Source organism: Cohnella thailandensis, from assembly GCF_014212135.1.
In the GTDB taxonomy this organism is placed as follows: Bacteria; Bacillota; Bacilli; order Paenibacillales; family Paenibacillaceae; genus Cohnella; species Cohnella thailandensis.
The window spans coordinates 37,741-50,974 of sequence record NZ_JACJVQ010000016.1 but is presented as its reverse complement, the minus strand read 5'-3'; the positions used below and the strand labels follow the sequence as shown (position 1 = coordinate 50,974).

Here is a 13,234-nt window from a genome sequence, read left to right as displayed (position 1 = left end):
AGGAGCGAACAATCCCATGAGGAAAGGCGCTCTTCCACTCTACGACTCAATTATTGAGAATCTCTCCCGAAGGGGAGACTGGCCCTCACGGTAAATGCCGAGGTGATAGCCCTCAATCACCGATACTCCCGAATCGGCTTCAATATCATCCCCGCCGCAATGCCGACTACGAGCAATCCGACGCTCTCCCATGCCAAGACGGTCGCCGCGCCCCAACGGTCCGCCAACACCGAGGCGATCGCAAGGCCCAACGAAGGAGCCACGCTCGAGATCGCCCCGACCGTCCCGAACACCCTTCCCTGCCATTCGCTAGCCACTTCGCTCTTAAGAATGACTTGAGCCAGCATGGAGCAGAAGGAGAAAAGCAGTCCTCCCAGCAGAACGAAAGGAATCGCCAGCCGGGGCGAATCAAGCGAGGAGATCAGCAAGTACATCGGGCCAAGAAGAAGGAGTCCCAGAAAGACAAGCCTGCCGCGCCGGGTTAACCGTTGTCCTAACGCGATCAGGAAGCTCGCTCCCGTCACGTAGCCGAGCGGAACGCACATCTCGATCAGCCCGAACTCGATCGGTCCCGCCTTCCAATCGTTTATGGCGATGACCTGCACCAGCATGATGGCCGTCAGGAAGAAAGCGGAGAGAAGAGGACTCAGCAGGACGACCGACCGGATCAACGGGTTTCGGCGAATGTACGAGAGCCCTCCTCGCCAATCCTGGAGGAACGACGGCTTCTTTCTCTCCAAAGAAGATCGCTCTCCTGCTGGGAATCGTTCCCCTGAAGAAAATCTACCTGCCGCCAGAGTACAAATCGAAGAGATCAAATACGCCGCGGAGGTCGTCAGGATCGCCGCCAATCCTCCGAACGCCGATACGACGACGCCCGCCAGCGCCAGCCCCGAGATTCGGGCGACGTTGTCGAACAGATAGATCGAGCCGGACGCTTGCTGGACTCGGCTTGCTCCGACCAGTTGCGTCGTTGCCGCTTGGAAGGACGGCCCGTAGAATAACCCCGCGAACATCGCCAAGGACACCAGAACGAGCATAACGGCAAAAGGCGCCTCGACCACGAACAAGCTTACCCCCAACAAAGCCGCCGTGACGCACCTCGACCAATCGGATAACAGCATCAGCCTCCTGCGATCCATTCGATCCGCTATCGTGCCGGCGAACGAGCCGAACACGAAGGCGATCGCCATCGTGCAGATCTGAACGGCCGCCATGCGCTGGGCGCTTCCCGTCGTCTGGAGCACCCATAGGCTCAGCGCGATGCCGTTGAAGCTGTCTCCGAAGATGGAAGCCGTGAACCCCGATAACAGCCACAGGAACCGACGGTTGCGCCAAACCGGGCGATCCGCAGCGGCTTCCGGGAGCCCCGCCCTTACGGCATCGTTCTCCCTCGGCTGACCCTGAAGCGGCGCCTCCATCCTCTCACCTCCTCATTGGACTTTTCACAAGATGGAATTTCTCGCCAACACCTTCGCTTAAACGTTTAAGTGATTTCAGTATAGAAACGATCGGGTTCCTTGTCAATCCTGTTTTGGAATCGTTTGACACCCGTCCGTTGCCCGATTATGATAGCATACAGTTAATGGATGATGAGGCGGAAAGGGGCGAACCTGCAATGAGGAAAACGACGCTGAAGGACGTGGCCAAGGAAGCCGGGGTGTCGATCGCGACGGCGAGCTACGTGCTGAACAAGGCGCCTAACCAGACGATTCCCGAAGAGACGAAGCGGCGCGTGCTCGACGCGGCCGCCAAGCTGAACTACGTGCAGAATCTGGCTGCCCGCTCCCTATCGTCAGGCCGCACGAACCTTCTGGGCGTTCTCCTCGTCGGAGAGGAATCCGATCTCGTCTCCAAATACGTAAGCTACGGCAAATTCCTCGATGAGCTCGAGCGAAGCTGCCGCGCCAAAAGCTATCATCTCATGGTGACGCGCATCGACCCAAAGCAGCCCGATTTCTCGATCATCGCCGAGCGGAAGCTGGACGGCGTCTTCCTGATCGATGCCCGCGAGAGCTCCTTTTATCGGGTTTCGGAGAAATTCCCGTACGGCTCCCCACTCCTCCTCGTTGACGGATCGATCGAGGATTCTCTGTTCCGCAAGCTGACTCCGAATTACGGGCAGCTTTTCCGAACGGTTCGCGCGCGCCTGGGCGAGACAAGCACGTTCGCCGTCGTCCATGAGGACTACCACAATCAGGCGGCGATTCAGGCGATTCGTAGCGCAAGCGGATTGGACCCGGGGAAAATCAAACAAACAAACGACGGGGACGAGGGACTGCGTGCGTTCGCGGATCGGCACCGGGACAGTCCGGTCGTCGTGATCGGCGAATTTCTCGCTTTGCGGCTGCTGGCGTACCGGCCTTCGCTAGACTTGCTCGTCGTCTGTACCTCCGGCTGTCCCGAGTACCTGCCGGAGCGTATCAACCGCCTTGTGCCTAAAGTCTCGAAGGCCGAGGCCGCTTCGGCCATGATGTTCAAGCTGCTGGAGAACTCCGAAACGGCGCTCCCCGACCTGATGATAGAGTTCGAATAGGACAATAAATCGTCAGTCGATCAAATAAAATGCCTTGTCTCTGAAGGCCAAATTTAACGGACATAAGAGACCGTTAGAAATGATTTTCTCGTTTGAAAAAGCGATTTTTAAAGAATAAGGGTCTCTCATGTCCGTTAAAATTCAAGATGGGCGTTAACGTGCGGCTAAGGGGCTGCCATGTCCGTTATAGCTTCCTAAGCGGGGCGATTCATGATTTGTCGTTAAAAAAAAAGCGCGGAGCCGTACCTCCGCGCTTTCTTCATGTTCTATTGCCGAGAAGCCGGTCCCTTCTTGACCGCCTTCGCGTCGTACAAATTCACCGTCGTGCTCAGCACGTATTCCGGAGGCGTCTTGCCCTTGCTGTCGCGGTGGCCCTGGATGTGCTCGGGGCTCTTCTCCCAAGCCTTCCAAGCCTCCTCGGACTCCCAACGGATCAGGACGACGACCTCGTCGTTCTCCTTCGCCCGCTTGTTCACCATAACGCTGACGTCGATAAGCCCTTCCCTCCCGTCCAGCTTGCCCGGCTGGCTGAAGCGCTCGACGACCTTGTCGGCGTGGCCCTTCTCGACGGCGATCGTTCTTATCATGACGAACATGCCCGTCACTCCTCTCTGAACCTTGTCATTGTTATTGAACCGCTTGAGACGCTTCCTGCACCATCTTCAGCTCGGAGGTCAGGCCGCCGGTGGAGATGTACCATACTTCCGGATCCAGGTATATGATCTTGCCGTTCTTGTAGGCGTTCGTCTTCTTCACGAGGTCGTTCTCGATGACTTCCTTGGCCGGTTTCGCGCCTTCTCCGCCCGCGATGACGTCGCGGTCGATGACGAACAGGACGTCCGGATTCTTCTCGGAGATGTATTCGTTCGAGATGCTCTGGCCGTGCGTGCCCGACTCGATCGAATCGTCGACCGCCGTGAAGCCGTACGTGTCATAGATGACTCCGTAGCGCGAGCCCGATCCGTACGCGCTGATTTTGCCGCCGGTCGTCAGGACGATAAGCGCCTTGCCCGCTCCCTCGGCCTTGGCTTTCAGATCGGTTTGAGCCGCCGCGATCTCGGACAGCGCGGCGTCGACCTCCGCCTGCTTCGAGAAAATCTGACCGTACCAGCCTTCCAGTTCCTTGAACGACTCCTGATACTTCGTTTGGTCGACCGCCGATTGAATCGTCGGAGCGATCTTGTTCAGCTCTTCGTATGCTTCGCCGGTGCGTCCTCCGATGAAGATGACATCCGGCTTCATGGCGGCCAGCTTCTCGAAGTCAGGCTCGAACAGGGTACCCACGTCTTCATACTTGGCATCCTCGTATTTCGACAGGTAGCTAGGCAGAGAAGCCTTAGGCAGGCCCGCGATCTCGACGCCGAGCTTGTCTAGCGAATCGAGAGCGCCGTAATCGAACACGACGACCTTCTCCGGATTCGTCTTGACGGTCGCGGTGCCGAGCGCGTGCGTAATCGTCACTTCGGCCGGAGCCGCCGCTTCGGACGCGGATGGAGAAGCGGACGGGGAGGCGGCTGCGGAAGACGACGGCGATGCCGACGCGGAAGGGCTTGCCGCTCCCTCATTATTGTTGTTGCTGCCGCACGCCGACAGCACCGTCAGCGAAAGCGCCGCGACCGCGGCGAGAGACCCGATTTTGCCAAACTTCTTGAACACGATAGACCACTCCTTAGCATAATGTTTGTTTATTTATCGAAGAACCGGCGGTTCTTCCGCCGATCGATCGTTAACGGAAGTAGACGCATACCTTGCGGCCGCCTAGCTCATGGACCGGAATGTCGATGTCGTAAATCCCTTGCAGCACGGCGGGGTCGATCATCTCGTCCGCGGCGCCGTGCCGGGCGACCCGGCCGTCCTTAAGCGCGACGATCGAATCGGAATACGCGGCGGCGAAGTTGATGTCGTGCAGCACGAGCACGATCGTCTTGCCGAGCTCGTCGGTCAGCCTGCGAAGCACCTTCATCATCTGGACCGAATGCTTCAGGTCGAGATTGTTGAGCGGCTCGTCGAGCAGGATGTACTCGGTGTCCTGGGCGAGCACCATGGCAATGAACGCCCTTTGTCTCTGTCCGCCGCTCAGGTTATCCAGATGCTTCCCGCGCAGCTCCTCCAGCTCCATGTAACGGATCGCTTCGTCCACTTGGCGGCGATCCTCCGCGTTCAGCCGTCCCGCCGAATGAGGGAACCGCCCGAATTCGACGAGCTCCCCGACGGTGAGCTTCACGTTCAGGTGGTTCGATTGCTTAAGAATCGAGACGACCTTCGCCAGCTCCCGGCTGTCGGACTTGCTTACGTCCATCCCCCCGATTCGCACGGTGCCTTCGTCCATCGGCAGCAGCCGGCTGATCACGGACAGAAGCGTGCTTTTCCCCGCTCCGTTCGGCCCGATGAACGAGGTGATCGCCCCTTTGCCTATCGTCAGCGAGACGTCGCGAATGCCGTGGTTCCCGTTGTAACGCTTGGATAGTCGGCTCACTTCGATCACGATCGATTCTCCTTTAGCAGCAAATATAGGAAGTAGATTCCTCCGGCAAAATTCAGGATAACGCTTAGCGACGTCGAGAACGTGAACACCCGCTCGACGATCAACTGCCCGCCGATCAGAGCTACGAAGCTAATGAGCGACGTTGCCGGCAGCACGACGGAATGCTTGAACGTGCCCATGAGACGGTACGCCACGTTCGCGACCAGGAACCCGAGGAACGTAATCGGGCCGACGAGAGCCGTCGAGACGGACACCATCAATGCCGTGAACACGAGCAGCCGCTTCGACACCCGATCGTACGGCACGCCGAGGTTGACGGCATGCTCCCTGCCCAGCGCAAGCACGTCGAGGAACTTCAAGTCCCGATAGAAAAAGCCAATCGCGGCCAACGCCGCCAGCGCCGCCAGAATCAAAATATCGCCGTTCACGTTGTTGAAGCTGGCGAACATTTTGTCCTGGACGACCATGAACTCGTTCGGATCGAGCAGCATCTTCATGAATTCCGAGATGCTGGAGAAGAAGGAGCCGCAGATGATCCCGACAAGCAGCAGGAAGTAAATCGTCCCGGAGCCTTTTCTCATGAACAGCAGCTTGTACAGGATTCCGGCGAACCCAACCATGACGATCGTCGAGATCCCGAACTGAACGTTCTTGTTCATGGCGGTTAGCGTCGTCGAGCCGAAGAGGAACACGATCGCCGTCTGCAGCAGCAGGTACAGCGAGTCCAAGCCGATCAGGCTCGGCGTCAGAATCTTGTTGTTCGTCAGCGTCTGGAAAACGACGGTCGAGACGGAGATCGCGGTGCCCGTAAGCACGATAGCGGCGATCTTCTTCGCCCGGCGCGGTAGAACGTATTCCCAGATCCCGTTCGCCTCGATCGTCATGAACAAGGCGATCAGGGCGATCGCGACGATCGCGAGCAGCAGCAGCTTGCGCTTGTCACTCATGAGCGGCTCGCCTCCTTAACAGCAGGAAGAGGAAAATGCCGCTTCCCAACACGCCTACGACCAATCCGATCGGAACCTCGAACGGGTAGATGACGATTCTTCCCATGATGTCGCATGCGAGCACGAAGACCGCCCCGAGCGCGGCCGTGTGCCCCAAGCTGCTTCTCAGGTTGTCGCCTTTGTACAAGGACACCAGGTTCGGAATGATCAGCCCGAGAAAAGGCAGCGAGCCGACGGTCAGCAGAATGACGGAGGAGACAAGCGCCACGATGACGATCCCGATCCTCATCACCTGACGGTAGTTCAGGCCCAGATTGACCGAGAACGACTCTCCCATCCCCGCGATCGTGAAGCGGTCGGCGAACAGGTAAGCCAGAACGATCATCGGAATGCTCACGTACAGCATCTCGTACCGCCCCTTCAGGATGGTCGAGAAGCTTCCGTTCATCCAGCTGGACACGCTCTGGATCAGATCGTACTTCAGCGCCAGGAACGTGGTCGCCGAACCGACGATGCTGCCGAACATCAGCCCGACGAGCGCCACGAGCACCGGATCGCGATAACGCAGGCGTTCCATGATGCGCATCATCAGAAGCGTGCCGGCCATCGCGAAGACGAATGCGACTATGATCTTGACGAGCGGGGCGGAGCCGGGGAAGACGACCATCGAGATGAGAACGCCGAAGCTGGCGGAGTCGGTCGTTCCCGCCGTCGTCGGCGAGACGAACTTGTTCCTCGTCAGCTGCTGCATGATAAGGCCGATAATGCTCATTCCCGCTCCCGCGATCAGAATGCTGACGAGCCGGGGAATCCGGCTGATCATCATCACGTCGGCTTGATCCTCCGTCAGCCGGAACAGATCCCAGGGACGGATATCCGACACGCCTACGAACAACGAGATAAAGGACAGGATGACTAACAGAACAACCAAGTACCGGAGTTTCATATGATCATCTTTCTGTGATAATGATTTCTATGATAATGATTATCATTTGCGACTTTTCCATTCTAACGGCAAAAAAAAGAAACCGGAATGGACTTTCCGGCTCCCTCATGGATTTTTCTGCGCGTATTCGCGTTTGGTGTGGAGATGATAGACGGTCTGGTCGACGAGCGCCTCGTGCATCGCCGCGTTATAGTTGAACGGCTCGTCCAGGCGGATGCAGAAGCTTCGCTTCGGTCTGCCGTCGGCCTTAAGCTTCGCCCACTCCTCCTCGAGCTGACGGCAATATCGATCGGATGCGGGGTATTCGACCAGGAAAAGCACATGATCGCAATGAAGCTTCGCGACCTCGCATAAGGAAGACGCGTCCATGAAGCCGATGTCGTCCGCGGCCTTCGGCGCTTGAAAACCCAGCTCGTCGTACAGCAAATCCGCCAGCTTGCGGACTTGCGTGCCGTACACGCGGAAGTTGCCTTCCCTTACGCCGACGAGCAGGAACGGCGTGTCCGCGAAGCGCTCCCGCAGATGCGCCCTCGCGTTCGCGCTTTTGCTCTCGAAGTCCGCCAGCCATTGCTCGGCGATGCCGGTTAGCCCGAACAGCTCGCCGAACTGGGCGAACCTTTTTTTCCACGAATATTTGTGCCAATTGTAGACCCTCACCGGGGCGATCGCGGACAGTTCGATCTGAAGCGATTCCGAGATAGGGCCGGATAAGATGTAGTCCGGGTTGGACTGGCGGATCTCCCTCAGGTAGCTCTCTCTCCGGGAGACGTCCAAGTCCCAATCCTTCTTGAGGGTGATGCAGGGCGTCATCCCGAGCGCCTCGAGATCTCCCGCGAACACCCCGCAGAGAGCCGCCGCCCTGGTTCTGGCTCTGGACGCGTACTCCGTCGGCGCCAGCCCCATCCGCTTCTTGAACAGCCGGCTGAAGTAGAATTCGTCGGAGTAGCCGACGGAATGGGCCGCCTGCGTCACCGAGACGCCGGGGTCGGCGAGCAGCTTGAGCGAGGCCTTGAGCCGCGTCGCCGTCAGGAATTGATGCGGGCTTAGCCCCGTATGCTCCCGGAATGCCCGGTAGAATCGGCTCGTGCCGGAGCTCTTGGCGAGACTCTCGATCTCGTGCGACAGGTCGAACTTCTCCAGCATTCGCCTGCGGGCGTTCAGAACGAACCGCGCGAGCTCCGTCTCCTCCGATGCTCCCGTCTCCGAAGAAGCTTGCATATATGCGGAGGCGATGGAGTAGAGATGCGACTGCGCGCGGCAATAATCGGCGAGCTCGCTGCTCTCGTCGATAATCTGCAGCTCGGCCAGCCAATGGCGGATTTGCGGCATTCGGAAGACCCGCGGACGATCGGGTTCCGCCAGCGCCCGTCCTCCCTCTCCTTCGATACGGAACGAGACCGCCGCCGCCTTCGGATCCAGTCCTCCGGATACTTTCAGAACGAAATCGGTTCCCGCCGGCACGTAGACGATCTCTCCCGCTTCCACCGGCATCTCCGGCGTGTTCTCCCCCTCGATCCGGAATCGCAGGTTCTGCTGCGGACAAACGACGAAACGATGAAGCGGCTCGGCCGTTAATCGAACTTCTTTGTCCGGCTCAAGCCCGATCTCTCTCGTATGCGCGTACCTCAGGAGCAGCCCTTTTCCCTTCCGGTTTTCCATCATTCGTCCCCCCATTCTATATTTATCTATTTGATTTTAGTTGATAATCATTCTCACCGTCAATTTCCCGATATTGGAAGCACTTATCATTTGTCACTCCAACACCCAACAGGTAAAATATAGAATTATATCCATTCGTTCGAGGTGCCTATGAGAAAAAGAATCGTCGGAATCGCGGCTGGAGCGGTCCTGCTATTGGTTCTTGTCGGAATCGGTTTGTTTCGAATCGGAGTTTTTAAGGACGATACCGTCAGAGAACTCATTCCGTTATTCGCCGTTCCCGCCGCCTTGCATATTCCCTACCAGCCCGACCTCCCCGATTGGGAGATCGGGAAGATCGAGCGCTACGACGATCGCTTCGCTTCCCCGACCTGTACGGTAACCTTCGCCAACGGCATCGAGCTGCTGCTGTCGACGAGCCCCGTCACGTTCCCGGAGAATAATCGGAGTCCGGTCATCCAATTCAGCAAAGGGAATCTCCATTATGCTTTTCAAGCAAGTGGAGAGCAGGAGCGTGCTATCATTGAAAACTATTTGGAGAACGTTCGGGAATCGATCGTTCCTGCCTAAGGAGTAGCTTTGTATGTCAGAAAGGATGCGATAATCATGGAACTCTTAATTGTCGTTCTCCTTTTCGTCGGACTGGCCGGCATCATCGGCAATCAATACTCGGGTCTGCGCAAGATGGACGCCATCCAGCGAACGTTGGAGGAGATCAATCAGAGTTTGAAGGAGAAAGGGTAGTACCATAGTTGGCTAAGGTAACCAAACTACCCACATGGGGGGGGAAACGCTCGATGTGACGCCAATGTAGGTAACCAAACTGCCCACATAGGCGGGAACGCTCGATGTGACGCCAATGTAGGTAACCAAATTGCCCACATAGGCGGGAACGCTCGATGTGACGCCAATGTAGGTAACCAAACTGCCCACATAGGCGGGAACGCTCGATGTGACGCCAATGTAGGTAACCAAACTGCCCACATAGGCGGGAACGCCTGATAAAAGAAACTCTCGTGCGTGACTAGCGCCCGGCTATTCCGCATAGATAAAGAACGAACGGCAACAAGGCTGCCCCTCCGGGCAGCCTTGCGCTTCTTGTCAGACTCTCATCCGCTTAATTCTCACTGCCAAGTCAACGTTCCCGTATCCGACGAGCCCGCGGAAGACGAGGACGAGGTGAACGTGCGGTTGCTGCCGCCCTCCCAGATCACGTTGCCCGCGCCGTCCTTCTTGATGAACTTATACTGGAACGTCGTGCCCTTCGGCACGCTGACCGGCAGGAACCATTCCGGATAGTTCGGGTTGAGGAACGCCTCCGACGCCTTGGCCGGATCCCAGCTGCCCAGCTCCGGAATGCTGCCGACCACGTAGATGTTCTGCCCCAAGGCGGTCGAAGCGTTCACCTTGAAGATCACCTGCACCTGATCGTCCGACAGCACCTCGTAGCGGAACGGGTTGCTGACGTTCGAGCCCTTCGTCACCGTGATTTGGCGAACGCCGGCGGCGACGCTAGGCACGATCGCCTCGATCACGTTGTTGCTGTTGGAAACGACCGTCGCGGCCGTCGTGTCGAACTTCACCGACACGGTTCCGCCAAGGCCGGTGCCGTAGATATACACCGTATTGCCGGCTCTGCCCATCGTGGACACGACGTCGCCGAGGCGAGGCACCGACGTGCCGAGGTCCGGGTTATACGACCAGACGTTGACTTCCCCTCCGGAGAGCGTGAACGAGGCGATCCGGTTTTGCCCGTTCACCGTGCTTACCGTCGCCGAAGAGCCGTACAGCAGTCCGTCAAGCGTATCGGAATAGGTTCCCGTCGGCAGAGTCGTATTGATCGCGGGCACCGTGAACGATTGGTCCGGCTGGCGGTTGATGGCGACGATGACCTGCTTGTCGTAGAACTGGCGCTTGTAGACGAGCACGTCGTTCGTGCTGTACAGGATGTCCGTCGTCCCGAAGGCGACCGCTTCGTTCGCCTGGCGCAGCGCCGACAGCTTCTTGATCGTCTGATAGGCCGTCGTCGTCGTATCGAACGTCGATTCCGTCTGCATGAACACCCGTCCGGCGATGTCGCTGCTGTCCGCCGAAGTCAGGTATTGCTCCGTCCCGTAATAAATGTTCGGCGTGCCGCGGCTCGTCAGAAGAGCGGCGAGCGCCGCATGGTACGGCTTATTGTTCGGCTGAATGTAGCGGAATCTCGTCACGTCGTGGTTATCGAGGAACGTGACCGCTTGATTCTCGTACTCGTAGTCCGCGCTCGTCGCCGTCAGCATCGAGCCGAACGCGCTCATCGTCTCGGAGAAGCTGCCGAAGGCGTTCGTCGCCGCGCGGAAGAACTCGAAGTCCAGGTTGTTCACGCCCGTGCGGTCCGGGAACGATTGGTACTCGTCGTACTTCGGATCCGGACGGCCGATGAAGAACTCGCCGAAGTGCGAGACCGGTCCCCCGCTCGCCGAATCGACGGCGTCCTTGAAGCCCTTCACGAACGCCGGATTCTCGTGCAGCGTGGCGTCGTGGCGGAAGCCGTCGACCCCCTTGCTCTTCCAGAACAGCGCCGCCTTCTCCAGGTAAGCCGCAACCGCGCCGTTCTCCTGCGAGAAGTCCGCCAGGGAGCCGAGGTCCTTATGCCGGTAGCCGAACCGGGAGGAGTCCGAGCCGCGGTCGCCGATCCCGTGGAACCAGCCGTTCACGTCGTTGTTCGGATCCGCGAGCAGATTCTCGAGGTTGCCGTCGTTATTGTAATCGACCGGGTTGCCGTTCGAGTCGAACACGTAATTGCCGCTGCCGTCCTTATCCGGTTCGTACAGCTTGCCGTCCTCCGCCGAGAAGCCGCTCGTCGGGTTCTGCCAACGGCTCGTGTGGTTGGAGACGAAGTCGATGACGATCTTCATCCCGTTGTCGTGCAGGGCGTCGCGCAGCTCCTCGAACTCCTGCATCATGCCGAAGTGCTTGTTCGTCGCAAAATAATTCCGGACATGATACCCGTGGAAGCTGGTCCAGACGTTCACGCCGCCTCCGCTCTGATAGTCGTTGATGGCGGTGTCCCTGTTCTCGTAGGGAGCGGAGATCCATACCGCCGTTACGCCCATGTCCTTCAGGTAAGGGATTTTATCGATGATGCCCTGCCAGTCGCCGCCTTGGTACAGCTTCAGATCGTCCCCGTCGCCGATGCCGTCGGAATTCGAATCGTCGAACAAGGCGCTGCTGGAACCGGAAGGAACGTTGTTGGAAGTGTCCCCGTCCACGAAGCGGTCCGTAATGATCTGATAGACGACGTCCTTCGGCGTCAGCGGCCCGAGAGCGCCGGAAGCCGTCAAAGCCGATGCTTGCTGCGCGGGAACGATTCCTCCGCCGAATGCCAGCGTCAACGCGATTGCGGTTGCCCAGATACGAATGCCCATTTTCCTCTTGCCCATCTTCTCATCTCCTCCAATTCGATTGGATGATCCGCGATGATGATTGGTCTAAGATGAACGTTCCGTACCTCAACTCGTTATCCATCACCTCCCTTCCGGATCTCGTTTGCATCGACTGGCTCCCCCTCTCCTTCTTCCAAAAAACGAGTGCTCTGCCTTGCCTTCAACTCGACCGGAATAAGCTTCCTGCGATAAGGCGGCTCCTTGTTATCCATATGAGCCTGCAGCAGGCGAACGGCCTCCCTGCCCTTCAGCCCGATGTCCTGCGCCACGGTCGTCAAGGGCGGCGTCGCGAACCGGCTATAAGGAAGATCGTCGAAGCCGGCGACCGACAGATCCCGAGGAACGGAGAGGCCCCGTTCGGACAAGCCGCTTAAGAGGCCCATCGCCGCCACGTCGGACGTGGCGAATACGGCGCTGACGCCTTGCAGGGCAAGAATTCTCGGTACCGACCGCGCTCCCCCTTCCATCGTAGGAGGCTCTTCGACCGCCCAAGCGGGACGGTAGCCGATTCCCGCTTCCTTCAGCGCTCTCCGGTATCCGAGAAACCGGGCTTCGTGAACGCCGTTCGGTTCTATCTCGCCCGTCAGCAGCGCGATATTCCGGTGGCCCAGGTCGATCAGATGCTTGGTGCCCAGGTAACCGCCTTTCTCGTCGTCGCTAAGGATTTGATAGACGTTAGGATCCGCCAGATAGCTGTCCACGAAGACGGACGGAACGCCCCACTGAACGATTCGTTCCAGCGCTTCGGACCCCTCGAACGCCCCGATCACGATCAAGCCGTCCAAGTGACGCTCTTTGACGAACGAGTACGACTCCTCCGAATCGGCTCCGACGAGCATGATATGCAGCCGATGGGCTCTCGCTCCCTCTTCGATGCCGCCGACCAGCTGCCAGTAGAACGGATTGTCGTGCAGAAAACCTTTATGCAACAAAGGAACGATCACCGCGATGAGCCGCGACTTTTTATCCTTCAGATTGCGAGCCGCCTGGCTCGGCGAGTATTTGAGCTCCTGAATCGCTCTCCGCACCGTTCGCACCGTATCCGCCGATACCCTTCCCGTGCCGTTCAGCACGTTGGAGACGGTCGCGATTGACACTCCCGCCGATCGGGCGACATCCTTGATCGTGACTCTCGTAACGCTCATTCGGGCAGCCTCCGTTGCTTGATGAAACGTTTAATCAATGGACTGGAAAAAACCGAATGGCAAGCTTCGTTGCAATCGGTTTTCTCTGCGA

At 58.3% G+C, this 13,234-nt stretch carries 12 protein-coding genes; 3 read left to right on the top strand and 9 right to left on the bottom strand.

Annotation, left to right across the window (positions count from 1 at the left end):
• Positions 1 to 116 precede the first annotated feature (116 nt).
• The gene (locus tag H7B67_RS18155; protein WP_185121282.1) at positions 117 to 1,421 is read right to left on the bottom strand and encodes an MFS transporter; all 1,305 of its coding nucleotides are present in this window, start codon (positions 1,419 to 1,421) and stop codon (positions 117 to 119) included.
• Positions 1,422 to 1,618: 197 nt separating this feature from the next.
• On the opposite strand from H7B67_RS18155, the gene H7B67_RS18150 reads away from it, so the two are divergent.
• Positions 1,619 to 2,536, top strand: coding sequence for a LacI family DNA-binding transcriptional regulator (locus H7B67_RS18150; protein WP_185121281.1), 918 nt, complete (start codon positions 1,619 to 1,621; stop codon positions 2,534 to 2,536).
• Positions 2,537 to 2,802: 266 nt separating this feature from the next.
• Here the strand turns inward: H7B67_RS18150 and H7B67_RS18145 are convergent, their stop codons facing one another.
• From H7B67_RS18145 to H7B67_RS18120, 6 genes are all read right to left on the bottom strand, one after another.
• Positions 2,803 to 3,132, bottom strand: coding sequence for an antibiotic biosynthesis monooxygenase (locus tag H7B67_RS18145; RefSeq protein WP_185121280.1), 330 nt, complete (start codon positions 3,130 to 3,132; stop codon positions 2,803 to 2,805).
• 31 nt (positions 3,133 to 3,163) lie between these two features.
• A complete protein-coding gene (locus H7B67_RS18140; protein WP_425353919.1) occupies positions 3,164 to 4,129 on the bottom strand; it encodes a siderophore ABC transporter substrate-binding protein in 966 nt (321 codons plus the stop codon).
• 133 nt (positions 4,130 to 4,262) lie between these two features.
• Complete coding sequence (locus tag H7B67_RS18135; protein ID WP_185121279.1) at positions 4,263 to 5,021, bottom strand: ATP-binding cassette domain-containing protein; 759 nt, start codon at positions 5,019 to 5,021, stop codon at positions 4,263 to 4,265.
• A complete protein-coding gene (locus tag H7B67_RS18130) occupies positions 5,018 to 5,968 on the bottom strand; it encodes an iron chelate uptake ABC transporter family permease subunit (RefSeq protein WP_185121278.1) in 951 nt (316 codons plus the stop codon). Before H7B67_RS18130 ends, H7B67_RS18135 begins: the two co-directional genes overlap by 4 nt.
• The gene (locus tag H7B67_RS18125) at positions 5,961 to 6,914 is read right to left on the bottom strand and encodes an ABC transporter permease (protein WP_185121277.1); all 954 of its coding nucleotides are present in this window, start codon (positions 6,912 to 6,914) and stop codon (positions 5,961 to 5,963) included. The genes H7B67_RS18130 and H7B67_RS18125 overlap by 8 nt, the downstream gene beginning before the upstream one ends.
• Positions 6,915 to 7,019: 105 nt before the next feature.
• On the bottom strand, positions 7,020 to 8,573 hold the full coding sequence (locus tag H7B67_RS18120; protein WP_185121276.1) for a helix-turn-helix domain-containing protein: 1,554 nt from the start codon (positions 8,571 to 8,573) through the stop codon (positions 7,020 to 7,022).
• 150 nt (positions 8,574 to 8,723) lie between these two features.
• Here H7B67_RS18120 and H7B67_RS18115 point away from each other — a divergent pair, with 150 nt between their 5' ends.
• Positions 8,724 to 9,143 (top strand): hypothetical protein, encoded by a 420-nt coding sequence (locus H7B67_RS18115; protein ID WP_185121275.1) that lies wholly within the window; start codon positions 8,724 to 8,726, stop codon positions 9,141 to 9,143.
• A 36-nt stretch (positions 9,144 to 9,179) separates the two neighbouring features.
• Positions 9,180 to 9,317, top strand: a complete 138-nt coding sequence (locus H7B67_RS18110) for a hypothetical protein (RefSeq protein ID WP_185121274.1) — start codon at positions 9,180 to 9,182, stop codon at positions 9,315 to 9,317.
• A gap of 380 nt (positions 9,318 to 9,697) precedes the next feature.
• Here H7B67_RS18110 and H7B67_RS18105 read toward each other — a convergent pair whose 3' ends face one another.
• Entirely contained in the window at positions 9,698 to 11,995 is a 2,298-nt protein-coding gene (locus H7B67_RS18105; RefSeq protein ID WP_185121273.1) for an alpha-amylase family glycosyl hydrolase, read from the bottom strand.
• A 77-nt stretch (positions 11,996 to 12,072) separates the two neighbouring features.
• Entirely contained in the window at positions 12,073 to 13,143 is a 1,071-nt protein-coding gene (locus tag H7B67_RS18100) for a LacI family DNA-binding transcriptional regulator (protein WP_185121272.1), read from the bottom strand.
• Positions 13,144 to 13,234: the final 91 nt, after the last annotated feature.